This window comes from uncultured Ruegeria sp., from assembly GCF_947500045.1.
Lineage (GTDB): Bacteria > Pseudomonadota > Alphaproteobacteria > Rhodobacterales > Rhodobacteraceae > Ruegeria.
In genome coordinates, this window is the sequence record NZ_CANMQQ010000010.1 from 150,906 (window position 1) to 176,655 (window position 25,750).

Here is a 25,750-nt window from a genome sequence, read left to right on the forward strand (position 1 = left end):
TGATGTCGATTTTGCAAAATCGGCAAGCTATAGCGCAGGACTTCCCGGTGTCTTTGGCGCAGCCATTTCGCACCGGACCGCCTTGGAGCCCAACTCCGTTCTCAGCAACTCCAAAAATGCTTCGGTGACTTTGGAAGTCGGTTTGTCCTGGGGTGTCAAAACGCCAATCTGATATTGGATTAGCGGCTCAAATGGTATCCTAACCAACTCGTCATCAAAACCCCGACTGTTGATCGGGTCAACAAGAGCCACCGCGCTACCCGATTTTATGAATTCAATCAGTGAAGCAAAGTATTGAGCTTCCAGGATAACGTTCCATTGAGCTTTCGCATTCGAGAAGGCCCGGGTGATTTGATATGTGGTCATGTGATCGCGAAACAGTGCCACGAACGGCAAGCGATCCAAGTCTCGCGGCGTAAGAAGCTTGTGCTTAGCCAATGGGTGATTTCGCGCAACGATGCAATGGCAGGCATAGGTAAATTCTTCCGCATCGACACCTGCAAACTGTGATGGCTTCTCTGCTATTGCGATATCGAACATCTGGCTGGGAAGCTGTTCAATGACGACGTGTGAACTTCTCGATAACAGCCGTACCTTTACATTTTCTCGGGTCTCCAGAAATCGATTGATGAGCCCCGGTAGGAACTTGAGTGAAACGCCGGGAAAGGCAGAGATGGTCAGATGGCCTGTCTCCCCTTGCCGCAACCGTGTTGCGGCTTCGTTTGCCCGGACGACTGCCTCTAGCAATCTTTGAGCATCCTCGTAAAAGATCAGCGCTTCGGGTGTTGGTTGCAGACGTCCTGATTTGCGCAAAAACAGCTGAAACCCCAACCGATGCTCCAGCGTGGCGATCGTATTGCTGACCGCAGGCTGCGAAATACCCAACATTTGCGAAGCCCGCGTCATGGTTCCGGCGGTCATAATCGCTTGAAAGCATTCAATTTCTCTAATTTGCATACGAAGCACTATAATTAACGTTTATAATCGATCCAACTATAATTATTAGATTTGATTGCCTGCAAACCGTAATTTTCCCGCGTATCGGAACAAAACACGTGGGAGCAAACAATGAAGATTCTTCTGGCTACAGCGTCAATTGCTGCACTGATATCGCTTGGAACGTCCGCGCCTGCACAGGCTGAAACCAAGTTCATCACGATCGGAACAGGTGGCCCGACCGGCGTATACTTCGTTGCGGGCAACGCGATCTGCCGAATGATACACAAAGAAGCCGCTGAGGGCCGCAAGGAAGGCCGAAAACATGGCTTTCGTTGCGCCGCGCCGTCAAGCAACGGATCAACTTACAATCTCGCGCAAATATCGCAGGGTGAGTTTGAGTTCGGCGTTTCACAATCTGACTGGCAGTACTACGCCGTTAACGGGACATCTGACAAAGTTGTCAACGACGAAGGATTTCGAGCGGTTTTCTCAGTACACCCTGAGCCGTTTCAGCTGATTGTTGCCGCTGACTCCGGCATCAATTCCTGGATGGATCTTGAGGGGAAAAAATTGAACATCGGCAACCCCGGCTCCGGTCAACGCGGTACGACCGAGTTGCTGATGGAGCGATACGGGACGGACCGGGACTTCTTTGGCCTGGTAACAGAAATGACGTCCTCAGAACATTCTAATGCGCTTTGTGACGGCAACATCGATGCCTTTACTTACGTGGTCGGCGTACCGAACTCGGGCGTGGCCGTGGCGACTGAAGGATGCGGTGCACAAATCGTAACGCTCGACACGGAAGTAGAACAGACCTTGATCGACGAGCGCCCCTTCTATGCCGCAACCAGCATCCCGGCGAGCGTGTATTCCTCCCAGAAGGAAGATGTGACGACCTTTGGCGGCTACGCAACGATCGTGTCGCATGAAAGCGTTGACCCAGACGTGGTTTATGAAGTCGTACGCGCGGTATTTGAGAACCTGGACGACTTCCGCGCACTTCATCCCGCCTTCGCAAATCTCGATCCGGACAGCATGATCAACAATGGGAATTCTGCCCCGCTACACGAGGGCGCAGCGCGGTACTACCGTGAAAAAGGCTGGATCGAGTAACTTCTCCCTCCCGTTCGATCCGCACAGGTCTCTGCCGATTAGGCAGAGACCGAACAAACTATCTAGGGATCCGTCATGTCTGCGAAATCACTACAGCAAGAAGCTGTTGATGAAGTCCTCAAAGTCGAACGTCAAGATTACTTCGGCGCCTGGCCCAAAACATTCATCACATTTGCCGCCCTTTGGTCTCTGTACCAGCTTTGGATTGCCTCACCGATCCCCTACGCGCTTGGCTGGGGCATCTTCGTAGACCTGCCCGCACGGGGTATTCATCTGGCGTTTGGGCTATTCCTTTGCTTTCTCTTGTTTCCGACAAAATTCGAAGAAGCAAGAAAGGGTAAGGCTTGGTTCAGCCTGATTTTGGCAATCATCGCAGCTGGTTGCGCGCTGTATGTATTTCTGGGCTATGACGGCATAGTTCTCAGGGCTGGTATCTTGGATAGCGTTGAATTCCTGGGCCTGAGCATTCCCTACGAGGTGATTTTGTCAGCCGTCGGGATGATCCTATTGCTTGAAGCAACGCGCAGGGGCGTCGGGTTGCCGCTGGTGATTGTCTGCGGCGTGTTCATGATCTACTCGCTGTTTGGACCCTACATGCCCGAGATCATCTCTCACCGTGGTGTCTCAATCTCTCGTATGGTCGGGTATAACTGGCTGACCAGCGAGGCTATATTCGGCATCCCGATCGCGGTATCGCTGAGTTACGTGTTTCTCTTCGTCCTATTTGGCGCTTTCATGGATACCGCTGGGGCTGGGAAGTTCTTCCTTGATCTGTCCTTTGCCGCCGTCGGCAAATACAGAGGCGGGCCCGCAAAGGCAGCCATCCTGGCATCCGGATTGACCGGCATGATTTCAGGATCGTCGATCGCTAACACCGTCACAACGGGCGCATTCACGATCCCGGTGATGAAAAAGACCGGGTTCCCGGGAGACAAGGCGGGAGCCATCGAAGTCTCGGCATCGATCAACGGTCAGCTGATGCCGCCAATCATGGGCGCGTCAGCCTTCATCATCGCGGAATTCATCGGGATCTCGTACTACGATGTTATCGTGCACGCGATGATCCCGGCCTTCATCGCCTATATTTCGCTCTTCTATATCTCTCATCTTGAAAGCCTGAAGATGGGGCTTGTGGGCCTGCCAAAACCCGACCTGCCTGCGATTGGAAAAACGTTCCGGGAAGGCGCTTATTTCCTCGTGCCAATCGGCATGCTGGTTTATCTGCTTCTGGTGAAACGCTGGAGCCCTGGTAGTGCTGTTTTCTGGTCGATCATGATGATGGCCGGCATCATCCTGCTCCAGCAGGTGGTTCTTGCGCGGCAACACGGCCTGACGGTAGCAAAGGGACTTCGTTCGGGCGGGACCATCGTTTTCTATTCGCTGGTGGCCGGGGCCAAATCGATGACGGCCGTCACAGCGGCCGTCGGTGCGGCCGGTATCATCGTCGGTATTGTTTCGTCGACCGGCCTGAACAACGCTATGCTTGGAATTGTCGAGGCACTGTCGCAGGGCAACATTTACATCCTTCTGGCACTGGTGGCCGTGGTAAGCATCATTCTGGGGATGGGTCTGCCGACAACCGCGAATTACATCGTCGTGGCCTCGCTGATGGCCGGGGTGATGGTCGAGCTTGGCAATGCGTCGGGTCTGGTTCTACCGCTGATCGCCGTGCATCTTTATGTGTTCTACTTCGGTCTAATGGCTGATGCCACGCCACCAGTTTGCTTGGCGGCATTCGCGGCTTCCGCGATATCTGGAGCGGACCCCATGAAAACTGGCGTTCAATCTTTCAAATATGCGATCCGCACAGCCATCCTTCCGATTGTGTTCATTTTCAATCCTGAGCTTTTGCTGGTGGGAGTAGAGAGTGTCTGGCACGGCATAATGATCTTCGTTGTCGCGCTCATGGCTATCTTTGCCTTCTCGTCTTTGACGCTGCAGTGGATGTTCGTGCGCCTAAAACTGGTCGAAGCAGTATTGCTGGTATTTGTCGTCATCAGCCTGTTCCGTCCAGACTTCGTACTGGACCGCTTTAGCCCCGCTTTCAAAGTCGTTCCGTTGACCCAATTGATGGCAAGTGAAGGTTCAATCGAGGCAGGGCAGAAGGTGCGTATCTACGTGACCCGCGAAACCGAATACGGGGATCGCTTCAAACTATTCACAGCGACTGTACCTGATGCATCCGACAATATCCTGAAAGCCGTTGGGGTCTCGCTTGATGCCGAAGGCGATGGCCGCATCAGCGTATCGGACATTGCTTTCAACGGCCCTGCGGAACAGCTTGGAATAACCTGGGGTGACTACGTGACTTCGGTTGGCCTGGAACAATCCGGGCGTATGCCCAAGGAGATCATCTATATCTTCGGTATCCTGGCATACGCTGCGGTGATCGTGATGCAACGCCGTAGATTGAAAAAAACCAAACAGCCAAATCTGGTGGAAGCGTGACAATGGACGTAAATCTGACCGAGAAGAATCTGCGTAACAAGATTAGGTTCTGGCTCAAAGATAATCGCGATCAAGTTGTTGATCTGACCTTGCGCCTGGTCAGAATCAAAAGCCAGCAGCCCGAAGGAGACGTTCGGGCGATGGCCAATGAGATCGAAGCCTACGCGTCCACAATCCCAGGGGCGGAGATCGAGCGTTTCGTGTCGGAAGAACCCGTGCACAACTTGGTTATCCGGTTGCGCGGCAACCGGCCTGGAAGGCGCCTGATCTTCAACGGCCACATGGATACCTTTCCCGCCGGCGATCTATCCAATTGGACACGCGATCCATTGGGGGAAGTGGATGGTGACAAGGCATACGGGCTGGGTATTTCCGACATGAAGGGCGGTATTGCGGCCAGCCTGTTGGCGATGAAGTGTCTCGCCGAAACTGGCGCGGACTTTCCCGGCGAAATCGTTGGCACTTTTGTCGGCGATGAGGAAACAATGGGGGTGCTTGGCACGCAGCATCTTCTCGACAATGTTCCGCACGCCAAAGGAGATGCCATGATCAGTGGAGATGTCGGGTCTCCTCACATTTTGCGGTTTGGCGAGAAGGGCATGATCTGGGCAAAGGTGACGGCGAAAGGCAGATCGACACACGCGGCGCATGTCCACAAGGGAGAAAGCGCGATTGAAAAGCTGACGGCGGTCATGGAAAGCTTCAAATCCTTGCGTTCGTTTCCGGTTGATGTCTCGGGCAACAATGTCGTGTCAATGATTGACCTTTGGTCCGACAAATCGGAAAGCCTGTCGGGAGAGGGTGAAACCGATGTATTGAAAAACGTGACAGTGACCTTTGGCACCATGGAAGGTGGTAGACTGTCAAATCTGGTTGCCGATCGGGCAGCTTTTACCTGCGACATCCGCCTGCCGGTTGGTGTCTCGGTCGAAAAGATCGAAACAGAGGTCACGCGCATCTGCGATGCGGTCGACGATCTCGAACTTGAAATCACGCGCCGCTACGAAGCCAGCTGGACTGCGCCGGACCATCCGGTGATAGAAGCAGTACGTCAGAACTGCACCACTGTTCTTGGGGAAGAGCCGGCGGTAACCATGCGTGTCGGGGCATCGGATGCGCGGCTTTATAGATATGCAGGTGTCCCAACCGTTGTGTGCGGTCTGATGGCCTTTAACCTCGGTGCCCCTGACGAGCACATCATGCTCGATGAACTATATGCTCTCGTCGATATTTTCGCATTGTCAGCGCACGATTACCTGGTGGGCAATGCTTGATATCACAATTATTGCAATCGCTGCGTTTTTTGCGGGCATCCTGAATGCAATTGCTGGCGGAGGCAGCTTTCTTACATTCCCGGCACTTGTTTTTGTTGGTGTGCCTCCAATTCCTGCGAACGCAACAAGCGCTGTTGCGGTTTTCCCAGGGTATCTCAGCAGCGCGGCTGGTTTCCTCGCAGAAATTCGGGATTTCCACCGGCGTGAGCTCTACTTCTTTCTGGGCTTATCCGTACTGGGCGGGGTGTTGGGGGCGGTTTTGCTGCTTGTAACACCATCCGAGGTGTTCAGTTTTATCGTTCCTTGGTTGCTGCTCTTAGCGACGCTTCTCTTCGCATTTGACAAGAAAATACGTGCTTGGGCCAAGAGTGACGAGCACGTGAACCCTGTCGGGAAAACGGCAGCTACATTGGCGGTGACCACATACGGAGGTTACTTCAACGGTGGATTGGGCATTGTCTTGCTTTCCCTGTTTTCCGGGCTGGGTTTTCGCGACATGAATCTGATGAATGGGCTCAAGAACATTCTATCCTTCATTCTGTCCGGCGCCTCTGTTGCAACGTTTCTGATTGCAGGCATCGTCTACTTAAAAGAAGCGTCGATCATGATGATAGTTGCGGCCTTGGGCGGCTATGTAGGGGCAAAGATATCCCGGAAATTGCCAGTATCCGTGATCAGAACAATCGTCATCGTCGTCGGCTTGGGAATGACTTTGATTTTTTTTGTGCAGACTTAGTACATGTGACCTAACGAGTATTCTCAAACTTGGCTAAGATGAAGCGAAAAGGACCCTTTTTGCGGCACCGATAGCTATTCGCGCAACATATTGATTTTCTGAATACGGGACTGCCGCAAAAACGCTGTGCAAAACACTTTCGCAAAAATCGAAATGATCGGCGTAAGCGAAATTATGTGAACTTGCACCTGCCAAAGTTGTTACAAATCGAGCGGTGCATGTTGGCCGAATTCAGAGATGCCTGATCCACAGGCATTGATCCCGGTTGAGCCCAAGTTCTTCAAGGGTCCTTTCAGCATCTAAATTGAAGTCGTTGGCAACTTCTTGGACCTGAACCGCCTGAAAGCTATCCAGATTCCGCACCGTTCGACCATCTTCGAAGGTGATCACCTCGTGTGATCGGCCAGACCAACGCACGATCCCGCCGCAAAGGGTCTGTCCTTCAGCATCCGCAAGTTCGGCGACCGGGTCGGCAAAGAAATCGGTCCATTTAAGAATACCTGTGCTGACAGCTCTCGCCACTGCTTGTTCCGTTGTCCGGCACTTGAGTTTTGTGACGATCGAAGACGTCAAAGCATGCACCATTCTGGAGGAGAGCCCCGTCTGGCCAGCAACTACGGATGGGATCAATCCCGATGCGAGCATTTTCAGCACATCCATCTCCTGGTCAGATAGAGCGTCCGTGGGAAAGTTGAAGACCGTATCAATTACATCGAGCGCAAGCAGGTGCAGGACCTGAGCCTCATGGCGCAGGGCAGGGAGCATCTTTGCTACCAAGGCGTCCCAATCTGCACGGGTTAGATTGGACGTAACCGTAAAGACGCCGCGCTCACCAAACGGGTTGATAACCGGAATCGACAGTCCGTTCTGTCCAACACCAAATTTTCTGGCGGCATCAAATAGCGGTGCGTGTTCACGCTGATCATCAAACACAGCCCAATCGATTGGTGCGATCATTGTGGCGCCAAACCGAATGAGGGGATCGGCCAGAACCAGATCGTTGTCGACGTAATACCTGACCCATTCGGCCGGGAAGGTGGTGCATCCGTGAACAACGTTATGATGCTTGTCGATGTGGGCGTAGGAGGCATTCTCCAATCCAAACCTTTGACAAATCTCCTGGAGGCGCGCCTCCCCGGTTTGCCGAAAATCCAGTTCAGAATTGCCAATATCCGCGATTTTCATAGACCGTCCTTCTGTTCCGCGTTGCCGTCGAAGTCGCATAGCAACCTAAAGCTGAACGAACTACTCGGGAATTCCCGTAGCCAATCGCAGATTTGAATACAGCTCTGTTCTGGAGACGGAAACAGAGCGGAAACTTGCTGATGAGACACGTGAATTTGAGAAGCCGGCGACGTACGCACCTCCAAACCAATAGAAGTTCCCACGGTCCTAACGAAGCCCATCTTCCTCCTCCCGGGCTCTTCGCGCCAACAGCCCCATGAAACTGGAAATCATGTTCAGTTCACCTCGTTCATCGGCCTTAACCATGCCCCGGAGATATCCTCCCGGATTAACCACCGGCGGCAGTTTCGGGTCACTCAGCCTCGCATCCGTGATCACTCCAGCCAGGATCGCTCCCATGACGGTCAGACGATCAATCGCCGCGTGCCAGGCGGAGATATTGGTGCCGATCTCTGAAAGCCGGGACCAAACGCCAGTCTCAATCGCAAAGAGGGTAGGGGCGAAGGTCTGGGCGCCGCCTCCAGCGATGTCGATATGCATACGAAGCTCGGGAGATGCCAGGTCATACAGGATGCGATTATTCACCCGAGGCAGTTTTTGGGACTTGTGTGGCACCATGTCCGTCGGATGATTGCTTTCTAAGCAATGCGCAGGGCCGTCAGGCCCGGAGCCCGAAAAATCTGGTTCCGAGGCTTTAGCCGAGGGCATTGAAATCTCGCCATCGGCGTTACAGGACAGAATAGTTTCTTCAATTTGATCTTGTATATGGCACCCGAAACTGGCTTCGGGTCTACCGGAAATTTCACCACCTTTTGCGACATGCCCTTCGATCCTTTTCCAAAGGTCATGAGCTGCCTGAACATGTGCCCTGAGCTCATCCAACAACAGGTATTTCAGCTTGTCAGCACGCGGCCAGGATCCAAACTCATCCATCATGTCACCGGCGCCGTCAGGAGGGCAGGGGAGTGAATGAAGCACCAACAGACTGTGTTTCACATATCGATAAAGCCGTGATCGATCACCACGCAGCTCATCATGTTCTTTCTTTTCGGCCTTGCTTCGCACCTCCGCGTCGAGCATTTCGGATATGAGGTCCAGGGCAGGGGTCAGGAATAGACCAAGCCCCTTGCGCTTGCATCGCGCGCCATTTGCCCCAAGCCTGCGTTCGATCAGGCCAATGGATTCCAGTTCCCGTTCATGGTTGTGAATGGTCCGATCTGTCACGCCACGCCCGGCGATCAGCGTTTCCTGACGGGCGTAGCAAAAGGGTTCCTGGGACGGGTCGCAAAACGCGCAGGGTGAAATCATGTCGATGATGATTTCAAAGGTGCGAATACACTGAGCCGATGCACCTCTGATCTGGGCGTAGCACACGCAAAGCTGTCGAAACCTGTCTCGGTTCCAGCCCTCGGGAAGACCGTTGTGGAAGCGTGAATTTTCGCGGTGATGGGCGGATGCGATCTGCCGAAAGCTCATTGTATTGGCTTCCCTTGGCAAAGGTCAGTATTGGCATCGCGGCTTCGTGGGGCAGGGTATTCGAAATAGTTCAACGGTCTCATGGTCTGCTTCTCATTGGGGAAGCAAGGCGGCTCGAACCTCAGCGAAAAGACACAGAAAAACCGTTCGCACAAATGCGTTTATCCTTGTCAGAATTTTGGGAGTTTCCTATAAATCAGGTGATCAAACTTGACTTAAGAAGATCCCCGCTGAGGCCCCGCCTTGCGGGGGTTTTTTGTTTTGGGGCTAGGTTTTTCCTTTGGGCCAAACGGCCTGGTTTCCAACCGTGGCTGGCAAATTCACTGACATTTGCAGGAGAAACGCGTCCTCCTGCCGAGCCAACCACGTCAGTATTTGACGAGCTCGTAGTCGCTAAACCCAAATGTATCTGTCCACTCGACACCAACGCCGCGGAAATAGCTGGGAGGTTCGCAACGATTGCCGAGTGGCAGCCAGGCTGGGATTGGCGCAGGAGCGCGATCTGACCATTGAAAGCTCGTATTGTCGTCGTAGGTGCCAACCACAAGATCAAGCGAACGCTCGCAGTCGCCCTCTCGCGAACGACGGCGAAAGCTGTAATGGCGCACATCCCAAACTCTGATGGACCTGACAACGTCGAAATCGGGTGAGGAAAGATCGACGCTGATCGGTGTGGCTTGAAAGCTATCGCCGGAGTGGCCATGAAATGGCTGGATCTCTTCTGTTAAGATCGCAGCATCTACCAGCAATGGCTCTGTCGTATCGTCAGATGGAAGCTCTGGAATAGGGCTGGCACTGTTGCGCTTGATGGCTTCCAGCCTTTCCGTGGGGCTCAAGCCTGAGAAGCTCTCTGAAGCGTTCATTGGACAGCGCCACAGTTGCAGCGGCGGTTCGACCGGGTAGGGTGTGATGCGCCGAATGAACTCCGCCTTGGCAGCGACGCAATCAGGCGAACCTGGCCAACCTCCGGCGAGGCAAAGGAATATGGCACAGTCAATTGGATAGGCACTGGCCTGCGTGGCCGGCAGTGCAGCGAGTGCAATTGCAAGGGCCTTTGCGCGAGTTCGATTTCCGGATTTTGAGTGTTTCAAGATGGTCTCTCCTGCTTGCGAATCGCCTAAGCAATATCCGGCCAATATATTTCTGACAATCCAATATCGTATATCGGCGTACTTTCTTATATTGACGTAGATTGTGTTTTAGTCCACAACTTTTGGATGTAGAAGACGGCCCATAGGGGGTCGTCATGGCGGACAACAAGAGACAATACACTGTGGTAACCATCGAGATGGTCCGGGGCCTGAAAGAAGATCAGGTTCCCTTTACATGCCGCTACGAATTTATCGGACTCGCTTCCCTTGGACGACCTAAGTACCACTGCATTTACAGCTCGCCGAACTATGTCGGAGCCTTGTGCAAGTCGAAGATCTCTCGAGCGGGCGCTGAGCCCAGAGAGTTCGATCTTTGGCCGGGGCTTTTTAAGCATCACCAGGAATTTGGCGACGGGCGCATTCTCTGCGTCAAATCAGACTACACGATCGAGTCGATCACTCCCGAAGGTCTCGAAGCAGCTCAGGCCCTGGACGCGAAATCCAAAACCTGATCGGTCACGTTCGAGAACCCGGCTCATCAAAATACTGGGGCAGAGCACATGAAACGGCTCTTGTTTCTCAGCGCTACACTCGCGTCCTTGTTCTTTGTTGCGGTTTGGATTGAACCATCAAAACAAACAAAGACCCTGAGCGCATCCGAGGTGATTGCCGTTGATGGTGACACGATCGACCACGGCGACGACCGCTACCGGCTTGTTGGCTTCGATACGCCTGAGACCTACCGGCCGCAGTGCCGTGCGGAAAAGACTCTGGGATTGGAAGCGAAAGCAAGGCTGACAGAGCTCATCCAGTCGGCGGACCAGATAGAGCTGGTCATCCAACCAGATCTGGACGTGCATGACCGCTTCCTGGCGGTTGGGCGTGTGGCTAGGCAGGACGTCGGGGCCATCCTGATTTCCGAGGGTCTCGCCCGACCATACAACGGTGGTAAACGCCAGTCCTGGTGCGGCTGAAGGAAAGGATCAAACAACGATTTAGTGACAACAGAACGAAACCACTGAGCAATAAGCGGTCCTGTCGATTGCGCCAACAACCGACAGGACAAGAAACGCCCCAAATCCATCCGGGCATTCCTCCAACATCAAGAGAGAACTGTACTATGGTAAAAACAGTAGTCCTAGATGCCGATCCTAGATCGGACAGCACCGCGCCAGAGTCAATGGGTGCGACCCTGAACAACGTGTCTGAGCTTGCGGCGGCACAGCACTGACCGCGACAGCGCCGAGCAGAACATCCCCGACACTTTGGTCAGACCTTCCGGCTGATTGATCCAAGCTGACCGCTGGCTGTCTACGAAGCCCGCGAAGGGCTCAGTGCTGTGTCCCTGCACCCTATTTCCTGCTGCTCAGATGATCTGATATCGAACCCCCATAATAGTAATTATGTAAAAACTACTGACCTATTTAGAAGAACGGAAAGGTGATCTCCTTGGCCTTCGAATCTTGGCTGAACTACATAACAACGAGTGATGTTCTCCGCGGAGAACTCTCTTCGATGCATGTGGTGCTACACCGAAGAGAGAACGTGGTGAGCTCCAGATGGGGCTGTACCCACCACCTATCCGACTCCGCCAATCAAAGCGAAGCGGCACCATCAAAACTACCCAAGCCAATCTGTTCAAAACAACGCGAAATCAACTCCGATCACGGGTTTGTTAACCAACTCCTTTGGACGCTTTTCAGTCGCTCCACCTCGGTTCTCTTGCTGTGGTTTGCAGCGACAAACCCCGCTGTTGCCCAGGTCATCGAGTACGAACCCGATGGGAGCGTGTTCCTGAACGGTGCGCGGGCAGAAATCGTTGATGGCGTGGTGAAACCAATCCAGATGCGGGAATACGAGCTAGACGAACAGCCGCAACCGCTCAAAGCGAAGCGCACGACAAAGATCGAGATTGCGGGAAAAGCACCGCGGCCTCGCAAAGCCTCTGGTGGCTGGTCGCAGGAGCGGATCGTCAAAGAAATCCACGCAGCGGCAAAACGGCACGACATTCCGGCCGAGCTGTTCATGGCTTTGGTCTGGCAAGAAAGCCGGTATCGGGCTGATGCCCTGTCGCCCAAGGGTGCCATCGGTTTCGCGCAGCTCATGCCGGGAACGGCAAAAGACCTGGGCGTGAACCCAAAGAACCCTGCAGAAAATCTCGACGGTGGCGCTCGCTATTTGGCAGCGCAGTACCGTGAGTTTGGAGACTGGAAACTGGCGCTTGCCGCCTACAACGCCGGTCCCCATCGCGTCGCCCAGTATGGCGGCATCCCCCCGTTCACCGAAACCCGCGACTACGTGCGGATCATCCTCAGCAAAGTGAGTAAGGAACTATGAAAAGACCCCCCATGAAACGGCACCACTTCATCCAACAAGTGGCGTTCTTTGCGCTGACAATGACCATCGTCAGCGCAGCACCGGCCTCCGCTGGCTGGCTGCAGGATGCCATTGGCGATTTCATCAACGAGACACTGGCCGACTCGAAGGTCGTAGGCGTGAGCCTTGCAGCGGTTGGCTTCATCTGGGGCTGTCTGGCCTACGTGTTCGGCTGGGGTTCGCTGAAAGGCCCCGTGATCGCAATCGTCGTCGGTGCTGTCATCGGCCTGGCTGATACGTTCATCGGAGCCTGATTGATGCCGCGCCGCAATACGGTCTTTCGCGGGTTGAGCCGCCCGGCAGAATGGGGCGGCCTTCCCGTGATCTATCTGCTGGGGATCCTGGGGATGACCATGCTTGCGTTCTTCATGTTCGGGATAGCGCCAGCAATCATTGCTGGCTTTGTTTTCTATACCGGGCTGCGCCTCTTTTACGAATGGGAACCGGCATTCTTCCGCATCCTGTCCGTGACGCTCTCCAAGACACCACGCACCAAAAACCGTCAGCACCACGGGGGAGATTTCTATAGTGCCTAAGCCTGCTTCAAAGGATCTGTTTACCCTCGCCCGCTCGTTGATCGAGCCGAGCTGGCGCAAGGATGAAATGTACCTCTTTCAGATGTTACCTTATGGCTATGTCGTGGACGATGAAGTCATTTCCACACGCAACGGCGGACTGATCGCCGCTGCAGAAATCACCGGTATCAACGCAAACACGCTGGACGAAAACGAATTCGAGTTTTTGGCCGAGCGTTTTGAACGTGTATTGCGGACCACTCCAAATGAGGTCGCATTCTACGTTCATCGAGTGACCGTCCCCGCTGAGACAGGGCATGTCATCACAGACTCAACCGGCTTTGCTGGTGCTGTGGCTGAAGCCATGCGGTCAGCCTCGCTCGATGCAGAGTTGAAAGAGCGCAAAATCATCATCAGCGCCATTCTGCAGAAGCGCCAGGATGAACGCGCCAAGCAGATCTTCGGCATGTCGTCAGGAATGATCGACGAGGAACGCCGCAAAATGATGGAACAGCTCGACGGTGTGTTCACCACACTGGCGGGCACGCTGGGCGAGGCCCGCGTTAGCCGGCTGAAGCTCAGCGAGGGTCGTTGGCTGGGTTACTATGGAATGCTGTTGAACGGGCGCTATCAGCCAATCGTTCATACAAACATCGCAGAGCCGATTGCCTTCAACATGCCGCAAGAGGATGTGCTGTTTCAGGGCAAGACGGGTAAACTCCTGTCTGGCGATGACCAGGAACGGTCAATTCGCGTTTATTCCCTGAAGAACTATCCGATGGCGTCATTCCCCGGCATTTTCGACGGGCTGGACCTGCCGGTTGATGTCGTGATTTCACAATCCTTCCTGCCGATCAGTCGTTCGCAGGCGCAAGAAATGGAACGCCGCAAATCGGGTCAGATGCGCTCGGCTGGTGACAAAGCGAAGTCGCTGGAAGAGGACTTGTCCATCCTGGCTGATGGCATTGCTTCGGGCACGATGTCTCTGGGCAAGCATCACCTATCGATCTGCGTGTTCGGGACAGAGGAAGATCTGAAAACCGCCGAAAAACACATCATCGGTGAAATTCAGATTTCAGGCGGCACAGTGAAGCGCGAAGCGATGTCGGCCCGTGCGGTGTACTTCGCGCAGCACCCCAGCAATTTCGCGTTCCGTGCCCGTGAAGAACTGATTACGGACCAGAACTTTGCGGACATGGTTGCGTTCCACATGCGGCCCAAAGGGCTGGACGCTGAAAAGCTGCCCTGGCCGGGGCCGTTGGCGACTTTCCCGACAACGCACGGGGACAGCTACGATGTTTCGCTGCACCTTCCCAAGACCAGCAAAGACGCTGAAAACCTGCCCTCCGGCCACACAATCGTTCTAGGGCCGAACGGATCGGGCAAAACTGTGATCGCGATGCTGCTGGCGACAATGGCGGTGGCACAGGGCGCGCGGATCATCGCGTTTGACAAAGACCGGGCGATGGAAGCCCCCATGCGGGCACTTGGGGCACAGTACACTCGCGTTCGGGTTGGCGAACCCACTGGCATGAACCCGTTTCAAACGGAAACGGATGAGGCGGGGCAAAGCTGGCTGGCAAATTGGGTTACGGCTTTGATGAGCTATGACGAAAAGCTGACCGCCGAACAGAAAGACGAGATCACTCAGGCCTGCCAAGCCAACGCCACCCTGCCCCCACAGCTTCAGAACTTCGATTCACTGGTGGATCGGTTCAAAGCCTTTGATGACGGCAAGAACCTGTTCAAGCGGGCCAGCGAGTGGGCAGGTGACGGGCGGTTGTCATGGATGTTTGGTGAAGGGGGCTCAGATCCGTTTGCGTCCGGCGACCGGCATCTTGTGTTCGACATTTCCGAGGTTCTGGATGACGCGTTGGTCCGGCTGGCGTGGATCAGCTACGTCATGCGCCAGATCGAGCGCCGGTGTGCCTCTAAGGTGCCAACTGTCTTTGTCATTGATGAAGCATGGGTGATCGCTGGCAATCCCTACGGCGCGGACATCCTCAAGAACGCCTACACCACATATCGGAAGCTGAACGTCATGATGATGATGATGACGCAGATCCCGGATCACATCCTGTCATCGGCGGCCAGTAAGTCGATCCTGGAAAACACCAGCACGCAGCTCTTGTTCCCGTCCCGATCCGGCAATGCAGCGGACTACCGGGCAATCGGTTTGAACGATGCAGAGCTGGGCGCATTGCGAGCTCATTTTGGCGACCGCGTGATGCTCATGAAAAAGGGTGATGAGAGTGTCTGGCTCGATGTCGATGTCGGCGCACTCGGCCCCTTGCTTCGTGTTCTGAGTGGATCAGACGGCAAGTCGTTCCCTGATCCTGAATGGCGTCAAAACCCCAACTTCTGGAAGGAAATCACATGAAATCACGTCTTATCCTCGCCCTCGTTGTTCTGGCCGCTGTTGCCGCCTGCACCAACACCTATTCGGGCTATCGCAGCAAATGCGCCTGCGACTTTGAGCGCATGACCCTCCCTGAAAACATGGAGCTTGTCTAATGAACGTCCTGAAAACCCTTCGCACCACTGTAGCCGTCACCGTTCTGGCCGCCCTGCCCGTCATGACGTCGGCCCAGGGTGTTCCGACCATCGACGCCACAGCCATTACACAAGACGCCGCCAACTCGGCAAAAGAAGTTGCTGAAATGGTTCGCCAGTATGAGCAACTGTTGCAGCAGTATGAGAAGCTCGAGCAGCAGCGCGTCATGCTGGAGAACTCGTTCAAGGCCATTTCTGGTCTGACGGATCTCGACGAATTCAACAGCCGCAGCTTTTTGAAACTGGCAACCGCAGCTGACACGCTCGGATACGCTTTGAACGCGACCGAAGACACTATTGGCGATCTTCCAGGCGTGGCAGGGTTGGCGATGGAACGCCGGTCAATCAGCCTAGGGCTGAACAATGGCATCCTATCGGAGTTCAGTGGATCAGACGTGCCAGCCCGTCGCATTCTCTCAGAGAGAGGAGCCGCTGGCCTGATGGCATCCGCTCTGGGTGAACAAGGCTACGACATGGCCGGTCAGTTGGCCGAGGATGCGGAAAAACTGCGTGGTGAAGTCGGCCAGCAGGAAGATCTGAAAGCAGCCATCGACTACAATACGGCGGTTCTCCTGAAACTCCTCCAAGTTGAAATTGAAATCTTGCGCGCAACCTCGGCTAATGCTCTGGCGTCGGGCACGGATCTGGCAGCAAACGCAGCGGATCTAAAGACGCTTAGCAATTACGCAAGAGGAGAATCCCAATGAAAAGCCGCACAACATTCGCCCTGACCACACTGACGGCGGCGCTTTTAGCGTCGTCGGCCAGTGCTGAGGCCAGACTGCCGTTTCCCCCCAATGTTGATTGGACATTCGGGGAATATCGGACCTGTCTTGGTTATTCGGGCGTCCGAGCGTTCAAAAAGCCTTTGAAGGAATACGGCGTTGAACAACTCGCCAACGCTGGTCAGGGCGCAGATCAACAGTATGTCGTCGGCAACTGGACCGATGCCATTCTGAATGAGCAAGTGATTGCTGCACATGAATTTGCCATTGAGCAATGCCGCCTGCGCAAAGCCGATGAAGCATTCAGCACTGAATGCCCGCTCGGGAACCTTAGCCGCGAAGCTGCAATCGAGTTGGCGGGCGCGGACCAGGACGGTTTCTGGTCGAAGCCATCCAGCGAACTCAAAACGCTCAAAGACGCGCAGCAAGAACGCTTGGAAGCGCTGCGCCCTGTAATTGAGGAGGCTTGTGGGCCGTGATTCAGGATTTCGTCAGCTCGATTGAAACAGCAATCAGCAACTTTTCTCAGCAAGCATACACCAGCCTTGCGGCGGATCTCGCATCCGCCCTCTGGGCTATTGCTGCGCTGATCTTCGTGGCGATGCTGATCAACGGCGTACTTCAGATCAGAGAAATAGGGTTCGGTGGTTATATCGGCTGGATCATTCGGGCGACGATAATCATCGGAATGGCCTCAAGCTGGTCCTTTTTTCAGCCAATCTATCAAGGCGTTCAAACCTTGCCGGACAGCATTGCCGGGGCGCTCACTGGCACCACAAATGTATGGCAGGCGCTCGATGAGATTGCGCTTCAATGCTTTATTATGGGTCAAACAGCCATCGAGAACGCCACATGGGGCTTAAGCATCACTGGCGCAATCTTGTGGGTCGTCGGGGCCATTATCGTGGCCTTTGGTACTGGCATGGCACTCATCGCCAAAGGCGGCATGGCGGTTTTACTCGGACTAGCGCCTGTGTTCATCGCAACGCTGCTCAGTTCGGCAACAGCAAACATCTTCGCTGCATGGGCGAAAACGACTGTTGGTCTCGTCATGGTGATTGTGGTGTTGACCGGAATTGTCTCGCTGATCCAAACCCTGTTCGCTTCTGAACTTGGCTCGTTGTCTGATGTCAATGACATGGAAGCCAGCGGACGTTTCCTTGCAATCTGCATCGTCGCTATCGTCATGCTCACCCAGATCCCGTCACTCGCTGGCGGCATGTCTGGAGCGATAGTTTCGGCGTCCTCTGGCATTGCAGTTGCTTCGGGGGCTGCAGCCGCCGCCAGAAACGTAATGGGCACGACTGTTGATGCCGGACGCAGCACAGTTGCAGGGGGCAAGACTGCAGCCGCGATGGCCTCCGCAGCCCGAGACGGCACCGGGGTTCGTGACAGCGCATCCCGAGCAATGCAGGCGCGTCGGGACATTGCACACAGATCCCGCAATCAGGATAGCGCCGCGCGCCAGAGCTATGCCGCTGACCGTTACCGGCAGAGCATTCAAGCCGCTCGCGCAAACCCCAAGAAATCTTCGTAAACTGAGGTACAGAGCAAATGTCACATGTGACAGATCACGAGAAAGAACTTTTTCTGGGCGCTCGGCGCGATGCCTTCAAATGGCAGGTGTTTGGTGCGGTCGGTATGGCAATGGGTGTAGCCTCGATGGTCGGTTGGGCAGTGATCCTGCCATTGAAGGAAATTCGCGCGGTTCCCTTCTCTATTGACCCAGATACAAAACTGCCGGTCTTGCTGACAGAGAAAGTCCAGGAACTCGAACCGTCCGAAGCGATGGCCTTCCGCGAAGTCGCAAATTATGTGCGCGACCGGGAAACCTATGACGTCCAAGACAACAACGAGCGCCTGAAATCAGTTCTGCGTCGCTCCGATGAACTGGCGGAAGCATCCTATCGGGATCTCTGGGACGGTTCGAACGACAACCATCCGGACGAAATCTATACGCCCAAGACAAAAGTGCAGACCGAGGTTCTGGGCGTGTCGCCGGTCAACGGTGAAACGGTTCAGGTTGAGATCCGTAAGTCCCTGATTGTTCCAAACCAAGAAACGGCCTCAGCCCGCTACGTGGTCACAGTGACCTACGGGTTTGAAGAGAAAATCGTGACGTCGATGGATGAGCTTCTGGAAAATCCATTCGGCTTCGTCGTCACCAACTACCGCGTAGACGCCATGGGGAACATCTGATGCAGCGAACCATTAAGACACTCACAACCGCCGCTGCCGCAGTCCTGGCTCTCTCTTTGCCTGTTCTGGCGGAAATCACGCCAACACCGGACGGAAAGAACGCGGATCACCGCATCACGCATTTCCATTATGTCGAAAACCAAGTGTACCGCATCCCTGTGGGTGAACGCCTGATCACATACGTCCACTTTCCGCAGGGCGAAACCGTCCGCAGCATTGGTGCGGGCGACACTGAAAGTTTTCAGATCACCCGTCTGCAAGAAGGTCGCGTTATTGCGTTCAAGCCGGAAATCCTCAACTCGGATTCAAACCTGACGGTTCTGACCAATCGCGGATCGTACAACTTCTATCTGGTTCCGGCTGAGACTGCCGCAGAGCGCAGGAATGTGCCGTTCCGGGTTACGTTCTACTCAAACAACAGGGGTGGACCCACAACGACCCGAGGTAAGGTAGCGCGAAGCGAACCCAAGCCAACCGGGCGGTTCGTGAACCAAAACTATTCACGGTCGGGCAAAGCAGATTTTGCACCTACTGCCGTTTGGGACGATGGCGTTCACACTTACATGCAAATCCCGCAGGACGAGGAACTACCGGGTATTTTCCGTGTATTGCCGGATGGCCGAGAGCTGATGGTGAATACCACTGTGAAAGAGCGCGGCATTATCCAGGTGCAGGGTCTTTCCGATCTCTGGACGCTGCGCATCGAGGACGACTCGATTTGCGTTCGGAACGATGGCGACAATTACCAAGAGGCAAGCGCTCGCGGTCAAACTGGTAGACCGATCACCTCGCAAACAGTCAAACCGGGGGGCAGCAAGTAATGAACCGCGAGCAGACAATTGCGGCACGGGTGGCGGCTGAACAAACGCCTCAACGAATGAGGAAGAGGTTCGAGACAAAAAAACTCATTGCCGTTGCTGTCGCTAGTGCGGTGTTCGTGGGCTTCGCGCTGTTTGTCTTGGGGGATGACAGCAAAGCCAATCATGCAGGCGTACGTGTCGATGCTCTGCGACCAAGCGGCGGTGAGCATTATGGGCTTTTGACAGCGCGTGGACCCGATGTGGATGAGAAGGAGGCTGCACCGGGGGGCATTAAGGTCACAACTGTGGATACAGTTGTCCCGGTGCAGCCCGTTTCCGAAGGACTGAAACAAGCTCTCGCTTCCGTCGAAAACCTTAGTAAGCGCCTTGCTTCAATGCAAGACGAGCTGACCGAGGCAAAGGTGTCTTTGTCTGAAAAGGATAGTGAAATCGCTTCGCTCAATCTGACCAACGAGCGTTTGGAGGTCAGATATGATGAGCGCGAGAAGAAGTTTCAGACAGAGCTTGCCCAAGCTGTTGCTGACGCCGAGGCACGGGCACTCGCCAGCATGAGCCATCTGCAAACCCAAGGTCTGACCGAGGACGAACGGCGCAGGCTCGAAGAACTCAAGCGGATGCGCGAGCGCCAGAACCAGTCGGACGGAATTGTGTTCGATGAAAACCCATATGGCAGAAACTAATGGAGCTGACGATGAACAGAACAGCACTCTCCCTCGCCCTGGTCACGTTGGCCTCAAGTGCAATGGCCCAGGAACAGAATTACCAGCCCATCAACAGTGGATCGCAGCCGATCATTTTCCAGCCCGTGCAACCGGCCCAACAGCCTGTGCAGGTCCAGCCGGAAAGCACTCGCCTGCCTGAAGAACAGCGCGGCTACCAGGAAAACCCGAACACGACATGGCAAAACAACTTGGTCGAAGAATATCCGCCCATCGTGGGGGCCTCGATCATTGACGATCCGTCCCGCACGCTGACTCAGGGCACGGTTTTGACTGCCGTGTTTGGCGGGGCCGTAAGCTCGGAACTTCCGGGTAGCGTGGTGGCGACGATCACGCGCGGCGTCTATTCGATGGATGGGACAAGACTGCTCTTGCCACGCGGATCTAAACTCTATGGCGAATACCGCGCTGATACAAAGCTGGCGCAAACAAGGATCGCTGTCGTTTGGAGCCGGGTTATCACGCCGGATGGTTTGTCTGCGCAAATCGGCTCAGCCGGGACAGATGGTCAGGGCCGGTCTGGCGCAACCGGACGCGTTGATACGCATTTCGGTGAACGGTTTGGGACTGCCGCGTTGCTCTCGATCATCGGGATCGCGCCGGTCGCGCTGGTGGCCGACAACGATAGCAGCAATTCGGTGCAAACAGATCTGGCAACGCAGGTCGGTTCAAATCTGCAGAATGCCACTGCAGCGGCGTTGGAGGACTATTTGCGGATCACGCCAACCATCTACGTAGATCAGGGAAGCCGCATCAACGCCATCCTGCAGCGTGACGTGGTGTTCGACAACTTCTGAGACAGAACCTCTGATGCGGCCGTATCGTCGGCCCTTCCGGCCGCTCCCTGCACAATTGAATTGCGGTAGTGGCCTTTTGACGCGAATTCAGCACTTTTTGGAATCAATGAATCTTATGTGGGTGCGTTCGCGTTCGAGGCAATGCCGAGAGGCAGCGAAGGCAACTTCCACTGTTCCAAAAAGTGCTCTGCCAAGGACAAAAATATGAGCGGGCGAAATGGCAACGGCCTTCTGGAATACTACACCGACAAGATCGAGCATCTGTTGCATGACGAAAACCTGAGCGAAATTTCCGTAAACCCTGACGGTTCTGTCTGGGTTGAGGAAATGGGCACAACGCACATGACCAGGACAGACATCACTCTGACCAAGGATGATGTTGGAAACATCGGTCGGTGTGTGGCTGGGTTCAGTGACGTGACTTTCGGAGAAAAGAAACCGATTGCGACCGCCAATGTCCCGACAAAAGAGGGCAAAGCACGGGTGCAGGTTGTCATCCCGCCCGCGACAACCGGCGTCGGGTCCGTGGCGATCCGCCTGCTCCGCGTGAAAAGCGTTGACCTGGGCGCGTTCAGCTTTGCCAACAAAGAGGCCGCATTAGCAGAAAACAACGACCACAGCGCACTTGAGAATGCGCGAGCGGCGCTTGCAGCAGGCACGATAAGCTTTGACGAGCTGGCCGACCTCTCGATGCTGAGCAAATGGAACGTGATTATTGCGGGCGGCACATCGTCGGGCAAAACCACTGTTCTGAATGCTATGTTGAAGCGCGTCGATCCAGGCGAACGGATCGTGACAATTGAGGAAGTGGCCGAGCTGGACATCGAGCAACCAAACTTCGTGGGCTTGCTTGCTGATCGTTCAGAAGAAAACGGTCCTCGATCACCAACAAAGCTGCTTGAATCTGCGCTTCGCCTCCGACCTGACCGGCTCGTTTGCGGTGAAATCAGGGGCGACGACGCGAATATGTTCCTGGAATTGGTGAACACCGGCCATGACGGGTCTGTCTGCACCATGCACGCCAACTCGCCTGTAGATGCCATCGGGCGGATGAGCAAAATGGTGCGACGCGGATCTCCGACTGTCCAAAAGTCAGAGGTGGTCGATGATATCAGGGCCACCATTCACATGATCGTTCACATGAAGAAAATCGGGGACGAACGGAAGGTCAACGGCGTGATCTTCCCGCCTCTGATGACTGCTGAACAGCTCAACTAATAACCTGAGACGGAGATAACTCATGACGAGACTTACTGGCTCACATTCCTTTGAAGTCGAACACAGCGGGACTGGCGTGTTTTTCGAAGGGCAAGTGAACTACCCAACCGACATGGAGAAACCCGCCGAAGACATGGCAGCCCGCGTGGGTTTAGAAGTAGATCGATTAACTTCCCGCGAAGCCGAAACTCTTTTGGAATCGGAAAGACAGCGGTTTGACGGATCAGACACCTTTGAACATGAGCGTTATCCTATCAAAATTCGGCTCTTTGATGCCTGGGTGGACGCGATTGCCCACAAGTACCAAAGCGTAATTCACAAAGGCGATAACGCAGTTCCAGGCAGTGTGTGGTTCGAAATGAATGTGTGGCAAAGCCGATCCGCCCGCGATGAGTTTTTTACTGATCTGGCGAATGAAGGAAGTCGGGTGAGCAACAATGGCTGAGTTTCAGGATCTCCCCAAAGGCAAGAAGGTAGCGATAGCCGGCACAATGGGCTTTATCGCTACTTCAGCTTGTGCGGTGTTGGTGGTCGGCCTGGTCATCGAATACCTCAACACGAAAGGCTTCCGGGGGCTGGACATCTGGGCAATCCCGGAAAAATTCATGGCACGACCTGCAGAAGAACAACAGGTCATCGGGCTTGTGGCTGTTGTGGCCGTCTGCGTTCTGACATTTGCGTTTGTGGCCGCCGCTTTGCGCGGTCCATCGACCAAATACGGGGATGCGGTTTTTGCGAAAGCGCCTCAGCTCGTCACAGAAGGATACGCGGCACCGCTGAAGCTGAAATCAAAACTGGACAGTGAAATCGTTTTTGCCAAGTTCGGCCCGCCAAAAGAAAAAAACGCGATCTTCTATAAGCCCGGCCCAAGTGTTCAGAAACCACATGCGATGTTCATTGCGCCGTCTGGCTCGGGTAAAACGAGCGGCTTTGTGATCCCCAATATCCTGCGGTTCAATGGCTCCTGCGTTGTTCTGGACATCAAAGGCGAGATATTCCAAGCGACCGGCGCACGGCGGGCAGCAATGGGGGATGAGGTCTTTGTTTTCGACCCTGAGAACCCAGAAAAAAGCCACAGCTATAACCCGCTGAGGCGCGCAGCTCGCGCAGACAATCTGGATCGGCGTTGGGAAGAAGTAATTCAGGTCGCAACGCAGATGTTCGACACGCCCAGCTCGTCCGCTCAGGGCTTTTTGGGCGGCGTCGAGGGCATGTTCTGCGCAATGGCGATGTTGGCAATCAAGCGGAACCGTCCGTACATTTCCGAGATCCTGCGCCTGGTCAAAACGACCAAGCAAAAGGATTATGAAAAGATGGCCGAAGAAGTAGGCTATGCCCGGGCAGCAGATGAGTTTCTGAATCTAGCAGCCGAAGAATCCAAAATCCTCCGGTCAACAATTTCGGTTATGAACAACTCCGGCCTTCAGCTCTGGCGCAACCCGTCGGTGGCAAGAGCGACGCAGGGCAATGACATCAACTTTGAAGATCTGCGGCGGCGCCCCACCTCGATCTACTTTTCTGTGCCGGGGAAAAAGGTCAAAGAGTTCCGGACACTCATTCGCCTGTTTTTCCTCGATCTGGTGAACACAATCGAAACCCACGAACCGGGCCCAGATGAGCCGTTCAAGGTTTTGATGCTGCTCGATGAGTTTCAGCGTCTCGGCCACCTTGAGCGCGTCGTTGAAGCGTATGACACCATGCGATCATTCGGCGGTCGGATCATCGTGATTTCGCAAACGCTGTCGCGCCTGCAGGACATCTATGGGCATGAAGGTGTGCGGGCGATGCTGGCAAACGCCGGGACGCAAATGTTTGCGGCGTCCGAAGATTCAGAGGTACGCGAACACGTGTCCAGGTCTATCGGTGACAAAACAGTAATGAGCAAATCAAAGTCTCGGGCGCTCGGCAAAATGGAAATGGGCAGCATATCGGAACGCGAGGAAGGTATTCGCCTGCTCCGGCCCGAACACGTTGGCCGATTGCCTGAAAACGAGGTTGTGCTGATCCGCGAGGGTAAGATGCCGGTGATTGCAAACAAGATCAGGTACTTTGAAGATCCCTATTTCATGCAGTTCTTGGGTGGCGAAAGTCCGAAGATCAAAGGCACACACCTCGATCTGGCTGTAGAGCAAGCCAGGGACACGGCAAAGGCGCTGGCTGATGCGAAACCGGCCCCTGCCCCGGTGAAAGAGGTTTCGGAAAAAGATCAGGAACTTCAGGCTGCTTTTGATGCGCAGCGCACCGTTGCCAAAAGAAAGAGCAGGTCAGCGAAACAATTGGCGGTGGAGAAGTTGGCGACGCAACCGTCGAGCCCAGTCGCAAACGCGCAGCACTCCAGTTGAAGGCGTAGATGCCCATCATCGAGCACGAGCTGCAACTACGCTTCGATGTATAGGTATATTATTTTTGACTCTGTGTATAATATTTCATACAAGGCGTAAACAATAATCGACTCACCAGAAGTGTCCTGTCCAAAAGGGATTTCAGAAATGACCTACCAAGATCGCAATACCGTCGTCTCGATCTTCGTGAACCTCGCCGTTAGTGCATTTGTTGTTTCACGGCTTCTGGATATGAATGCCTCTGGATCGTTTGATGGCCCAGACGCTGTGAACAACTGGGCCCGCATGGTGATCTGGCTGATCCCCCTGGGCGTCGTTGCCACCATCATCGGCACCATACTGTTCAACATTGGATTTGCGATTGTTACACACGAACCCAAACCCAGCTTCGTCGTTGATGAACGTGATAAGATGTTCGAGCGCCGTGGCAGCTATGCCATCATTGTCTTCGCGGGTGCGGGTTTTGTCTCAGCCGTCGTCGCGATGGCTCTCAACGCATCGGCGCTCACCGGCTTCAACATCATCTATTTCGGAATGGCTTTCGGATCCCTGTCAGCAGATATTGTCAAATTTGCTAGCTATCGGCGGGGGTATTGATCCATGGGCAAGCTCAGGATCACCAACAACATTAGACGTCTACGCTTTGACGCTGATGAAATGACGCAAAAGGAACTCGCCGAAAAGGTTGGAGTCACCCGACAAACCATCGTTGCCATTGAAAACGCCAAATATTCACCAACGCTCGAACTGGCCATCTTGATTTCTCGTGTGTTCGGCGAGCCCCTCGAAAAAGTCTTCGACATCCAAGACGCCAGCTAATTCGCGGCGTCCGCGCTACCTTACCAAAGGAATAGATATGTTCATCAACCCTCCTCGGTTCTGGAATCTGATGGCGCGCTCCTATGCCCGCCGTCCGGTTCAAAACCAAGCCGCCTATGAATACAAACTAAACACTACTTCGAGACACCTGTCCCCCCAAGACCGCGTCCTGGAATTCGGCTGTGGCACAGGTACGACGGCACTCATTCACGCCCCAAAAGTCGCCCATATCGACGCCATCGACTATTCTTCCGAAATGATCTCAATCGCCCAGGAAAAGGCCAAAGTGCAGGGCATCAAGAACGTCAACTTTGAAGTCAGCGCTGTCAACGGCGGTGAGAAAGTCGACCACTGGGCGGAGCAAAAGTCGTCCACTGCTTGGGTGACCGGCGCCTTGGCAA

General features: G+C 54.5%; 27 protein-coding genes and 1 pseudogene. 24 read left to right on the top strand and 4 right to left on the bottom strand.

Going from position 1 to position 25,750, the window contains the following annotated elements:
- Positions 1–27: 27 nt before the first annotated feature.
- A complete protein-coding gene (locus Q1B46_RS16540) occupies positions 28–957 on the bottom strand; it encodes a LysR substrate-binding domain-containing protein (protein ID WP_299949653.1) in 930 nt (309 codons plus the stop codon).
- Between the two features lie 111 nt (positions 958–1,068).
- Here Q1B46_RS16540 and Q1B46_RS16545 point away from each other — a divergent pair, with 111 nt between their 5' ends.
- From Q1B46_RS16545 to Q1B46_RS16560, 4 genes are all read left to right on the top strand, one after another.
- The gene (locus Q1B46_RS16545) at positions 1,069–2,055 is read left to right on the top strand and encodes a TAXI family TRAP transporter solute-binding subunit (protein WP_299949655.1); all 987 of its coding nucleotides are present in this window, start codon (positions 1,069–1,071) and stop codon (positions 2,053–2,055) included.
- Between the two features lie 75 nt (positions 2,056–2,130).
- Positions 2,131–4,503 (top strand): TRAP transporter permease, encoded by a 2,373-nt coding sequence (locus Q1B46_RS16550; protein ID WP_299949657.1) that lies wholly within the window; start codon positions 2,131–2,133, stop codon positions 4,501–4,503.
- 2 nt (positions 4,504–4,505) lie between these two features.
- Positions 4,506–5,777 carry a M20/M25/M40 family metallo-hydrolase gene (locus Q1B46_RS16555; protein WP_299949659.1) on the top strand — a complete coding sequence of 424 codons (1,272 nt, stop codon included), beginning with the start codon at positions 4,506–4,508 and terminating at the stop codon, positions 5,775–5,777.
- The gene (locus Q1B46_RS16560) at positions 5,683–6,513 is read left to right on the top strand and encodes a sulfite exporter TauE/SafE family protein (protein WP_299949661.1); all 831 of its coding nucleotides are present in this window, start codon (positions 5,683–5,685) and stop codon (positions 6,511–6,513) included. Before Q1B46_RS16555 ends, Q1B46_RS16560 begins: the two co-directional genes overlap by 95 nt.
- A gap of 231 nt (positions 6,514–6,744) precedes the next feature.
- Here the strand turns inward: Q1B46_RS16560 and Q1B46_RS16565 are convergent, their stop codons facing one another.
- The 3 genes from Q1B46_RS16565 to Q1B46_RS16575 form a co-directional block, all read right to left on the bottom strand.
- Positions 6,745–7,698 carry an autoinducer binding domain-containing protein gene (locus Q1B46_RS16565; protein WP_299949663.1) on the bottom strand — a complete coding sequence of 318 codons (954 nt, stop codon included), beginning with the start codon at positions 7,696–7,698 and terminating at the stop codon, positions 6,745–6,747.
- A 207-nt stretch (positions 7,699–7,905) separates the two neighbouring features.
- Positions 7,906–9,174: a helix-turn-helix domain-containing protein gene (locus Q1B46_RS16570; protein WP_299949665.1), complete on the bottom strand. Its 1,269-nt coding sequence runs from the start codon at positions 9,172–9,174 to the stop codon at positions 7,906–7,908.
- A gap of 368 nt (positions 9,175–9,542) precedes the next feature.
- Positions 9,543–10,265, bottom strand: coding sequence for a hypothetical protein (locus Q1B46_RS16575; protein WP_299949667.1), 723 nt, complete (start codon positions 10,263–10,265; stop codon positions 9,543–9,545).
- 155 nt (positions 10,266–10,420) lie between these two features.
- Here Q1B46_RS16575 and Q1B46_RS16580 point away from each other — a divergent pair, with 155 nt between their 5' ends.
- From Q1B46_RS16580 to Q1B46_RS16675, 20 genes and pseudogenes are all read left to right on the top strand, one after another.
- Positions 10,421–10,777, top strand: a complete 357-nt coding sequence (locus tag Q1B46_RS16580; RefSeq protein ID WP_142638830.1) for a hypothetical protein — start codon at positions 10,421–10,423, stop codon at positions 10,775–10,777.
- A 48-nt stretch (positions 10,778–10,825) separates the two neighbouring features.
- Positions 10,826–11,239 (top strand): thermonuclease family protein, encoded by a 414-nt coding sequence (locus tag Q1B46_RS16585; protein WP_299949669.1) that lies wholly within the window; start codon positions 10,826–10,828, stop codon positions 11,237–11,239.
- Between the two features lie 1,015 nt (positions 11,240–12,254).
- Positions 12,255–12,602, top strand: a pseudogene (locus Q1B46_RS16590) (lytic transglycosylase domain-containing protein); the annotation flags it as partial.
- Positions 12,599–12,895 (top strand): hypothetical protein, encoded by a 297-nt coding sequence (locus Q1B46_RS16595; protein ID WP_271951197.1) that lies wholly within the window; start codon positions 12,599–12,601, stop codon positions 12,893–12,895. The pseudogene Q1B46_RS16590 and the gene Q1B46_RS16595, both read left to right, overlap by 4 nt.
- Before the next feature lie 3 nt (positions 12,896–12,898).
- A complete protein-coding gene (locus Q1B46_RS16600; protein ID WP_299949671.1) occupies positions 12,899–13,177 on the top strand; it encodes a VirB3 family type IV secretion system protein in 279 nt (92 codons plus the stop codon).
- Positions 13,170–15,536: a hypothetical protein gene (locus Q1B46_RS16605; RefSeq protein ID WP_299949672.1), complete on the top strand. Its 2,367-nt coding sequence runs from the start codon at positions 13,170–13,172 to the stop codon at positions 15,534–15,536. The genes Q1B46_RS16600 and Q1B46_RS16605 overlap by 8 nt, the downstream gene beginning before the upstream one ends.
- Positions 15,533–15,670 (top strand): hypothetical protein, encoded by a 138-nt coding sequence (locus tag Q1B46_RS16610; RefSeq protein WP_185956723.1) that lies wholly within the window; start codon positions 15,533–15,535, stop codon positions 15,668–15,670. Before Q1B46_RS16605 ends, Q1B46_RS16610 begins: the two co-directional genes overlap by 4 nt.
- Positions 15,670–16,416 (top strand): type IV secretion system protein, encoded by a 747-nt coding sequence (locus tag Q1B46_RS16615; protein ID WP_299949676.1) that lies wholly within the window; start codon positions 15,670–15,672, stop codon positions 16,414–16,416. The genes Q1B46_RS16610 and Q1B46_RS16615 overlap by 1 nt, the downstream gene beginning before the upstream one ends.
- Positions 16,413–16,913 (top strand): hypothetical protein, encoded by a 501-nt coding sequence (locus Q1B46_RS16620; protein ID WP_299949678.1) that lies wholly within the window; start codon positions 16,413–16,415, stop codon positions 16,911–16,913. Before Q1B46_RS16615 ends, Q1B46_RS16620 begins: the two co-directional genes overlap by 4 nt.
- Positions 16,910–17,971, top strand: coding sequence for a type IV secretion system protein (locus tag Q1B46_RS16625; RefSeq protein WP_299949680.1), 1,062 nt, complete (start codon positions 16,910–16,912; stop codon positions 17,969–17,971). Before Q1B46_RS16620 ends, Q1B46_RS16625 begins: the two co-directional genes overlap by 4 nt.
- Before the next feature lie 17 nt (positions 17,972–17,988).
- The gene (locus Q1B46_RS16630) at positions 17,989–18,633 is read left to right on the top strand and encodes a virB8 family protein (protein WP_299949681.1); all 645 of its coding nucleotides are present in this window, start codon (positions 17,989–17,991) and stop codon (positions 18,631–18,633) included.
- Complete coding sequence (locus Q1B46_RS16635) at positions 18,633–19,454, top strand: TrbG/VirB9 family P-type conjugative transfer protein (protein ID WP_299949683.1); 822 nt, start codon at positions 18,633–18,635, stop codon at positions 19,452–19,454. The genes Q1B46_RS16630 and Q1B46_RS16635 overlap by 1 nt, the downstream gene beginning before the upstream one ends.
- Positions 19,454–20,134 carry a hypothetical protein gene (locus Q1B46_RS16640; protein WP_299949685.1) on the top strand — a complete coding sequence of 227 codons (681 nt, stop codon included), beginning with the start codon at positions 19,454–19,456 and terminating at the stop codon, positions 20,132–20,134. Before Q1B46_RS16635 ends, Q1B46_RS16640 begins: the two co-directional genes overlap by 1 nt.
- Positions 20,135–20,145: 11 nt before the next feature.
- Entirely contained in the window at positions 20,146–20,970 is an 825-nt protein-coding gene (locus Q1B46_RS16645; protein ID WP_299949687.1) for a TrbI/VirB10 family protein, read from the top strand.
- A 204-nt stretch (positions 20,971–21,174) separates the two neighbouring features.
- Positions 21,175–22,188 (top strand): ATPase, T2SS/T4P/T4SS family, encoded by a 1,014-nt coding sequence (locus Q1B46_RS16650; protein WP_299949689.1) that lies wholly within the window; start codon positions 21,175–21,177, stop codon positions 22,186–22,188.
- 22 nt (positions 22,189–22,210) lie between these two features.
- Positions 22,211–22,633 carry a hypothetical protein gene (locus tag Q1B46_RS16655; RefSeq protein WP_299949691.1) on the top strand — a complete coding sequence of 141 codons (423 nt, stop codon included), beginning with the start codon at positions 22,211–22,213 and terminating at the stop codon, positions 22,631–22,633.
- Positions 22,626–24,530, top strand: a complete 1,905-nt coding sequence (locus Q1B46_RS16660) for a type IV secretory system conjugative DNA transfer family protein (protein ID WP_299949692.1) — start codon at positions 22,626–22,628, stop codon at positions 24,528–24,530. Before Q1B46_RS16655 ends, Q1B46_RS16660 begins: the two co-directional genes overlap by 8 nt.
- A gap of 147 nt (positions 24,531–24,677) precedes the next feature.
- Positions 24,678–25,127 carry a hypothetical protein gene (locus Q1B46_RS16665; protein ID WP_299949694.1) on the top strand — a complete coding sequence of 150 codons (450 nt, stop codon included), beginning with the start codon at positions 24,678–24,680 and terminating at the stop codon, positions 25,125–25,127.
- 3 nt (positions 25,128–25,130) lie between these two features.
- Positions 25,131–25,349, top strand: coding sequence for a helix-turn-helix transcriptional regulator (locus Q1B46_RS16670; protein WP_085824817.1), 219 nt, complete (start codon positions 25,131–25,133; stop codon positions 25,347–25,349).
- Between the two features lie 37 nt (positions 25,350–25,386).
- The coding region (locus tag Q1B46_RS16675; protein WP_299949696.1) for a class I SAM-dependent methyltransferase at positions 25,387–25,750 on the top strand (364 nt) is incomplete at its 3' end.

Bases quoted from the DNA above. Each gene is read 5' to 3' on its own strand.
- Q1B46_RS16540 (WP_299949653.1), bottom strand. From the start codon at position 957: ATGCAAATTAGAGAAATTGAATGCTTTCAAGCGATTATGACCGCCGGA.
- Q1B46_RS16545 (WP_299949655.1), top strand. From the start codon at position 1,069: ATGAAGATTCTTCTGGCTACAGCGTCAATTGCTGCACTGATATCGCTT.
- Q1B46_RS16550 (WP_299949657.1), top strand. From the start codon at position 2,131: ATGTCTGCGAAATCACTACAGCAAGAAGCTGTTGATGAAGTCCTCAAA.
- Q1B46_RS16555 (WP_299949659.1), top strand. From the start codon at position 4,506: ATGGACGTAAATCTGACCGAGAAGAATCTGCGTAACAAGATTAGGTTC.
- Q1B46_RS16565 (WP_299949663.1), bottom strand. From the start codon at position 7,698: ATGAAAATCGCGGATATTGGCAATTCTGAACTGGATTTTCGGCAAACC.
- Q1B46_RS16570 (WP_299949665.1), bottom strand. From the start codon at position 9,174: ATGAGCTTTCGGCAGATCGCATCCGCCCATCACCGCGAAAATTCACGC.
- Q1B46_RS16580 (WP_142638830.1), top strand. From the start codon at position 10,421: ATGGCGGACAACAAGAGACAATACACTGTGGTAACCATCGAGATGGTC.
- Q1B46_RS16585 (WP_299949669.1), top strand. From the start codon at position 10,826: ATGAAACGGCTCTTGTTTCTCAGCGCTACACTCGCGTCCTTGTTCTTT.
- Q1B46_RS16595 (WP_271951197.1), top strand. From the start codon at position 12,599: ATGAAAAGACCCCCCATGAAACGGCACCACTTCATCCAACAAGTGGCG.
- Q1B46_RS16600 (WP_299949671.1), top strand. From the start codon at position 12,899: ATGCCGCGCCGCAATACGGTCTTTCGCGGGTTGAGCCGCCCGGCAGAA.
- Q1B46_RS16610 (WP_185956723.1), top strand. From the start codon at position 15,533: ATGAAATCACGTCTTATCCTCGCCCTCGTTGTTCTGGCCGCTGTTGCC.
- Q1B46_RS16615 (WP_299949676.1), top strand. From the start codon at position 15,670: ATGAACGTCCTGAAAACCCTTCGCACCACTGTAGCCGTCACCGTTCTG.
- Q1B46_RS16620 (WP_299949678.1), top strand. From the start codon at position 16,413: ATGAAAAGCCGCACAACATTCGCCCTGACCACACTGACGGCGGCGCTT.
- Q1B46_RS16630 (WP_299949681.1), top strand. From the start codon at position 17,989: ATGTCACATGTGACAGATCACGAGAAAGAACTTTTTCTGGGCGCTCGG.
- Q1B46_RS16635 (WP_299949683.1), top strand. From the start codon at position 18,633: ATGCAGCGAACCATTAAGACACTCACAACCGCCGCTGCCGCAGTCCTG.
- Q1B46_RS16640 (WP_299949685.1), top strand. From the start codon at position 19,454: ATGAACCGCGAGCAGACAATTGCGGCACGGGTGGCGGCTGAACAAACG.
- Q1B46_RS16645 (WP_299949687.1), top strand. From the start codon at position 20,146: ATGAACAGAACAGCACTCTCCCTCGCCCTGGTCACGTTGGCCTCAAGT.
- Q1B46_RS16650 (WP_299949689.1), top strand. From the start codon at position 21,175: ATGAGCGGGCGAAATGGCAACGGCCTTCTGGAATACTACACCGACAAG.
- Q1B46_RS16655 (WP_299949691.1), top strand. From the start codon at position 22,211: ATGACGAGACTTACTGGCTCACATTCCTTTGAAGTCGAACACAGCGGG.
- Q1B46_RS16660 (WP_299949692.1), top strand. From the start codon at position 22,626: ATGGCTGAGTTTCAGGATCTCCCCAAAGGCAAGAAGGTAGCGATAGCC.
- Q1B46_RS16665 (WP_299949694.1), top strand. From the start codon at position 24,678: ATGACCTACCAAGATCGCAATACCGTCGTCTCGATCTTCGTGAACCTC.
- Q1B46_RS16670 (WP_085824817.1), top strand. From the start codon at position 25,131: ATGGGCAAGCTCAGGATCACCAACAACATTAGACGTCTACGCTTTGAC.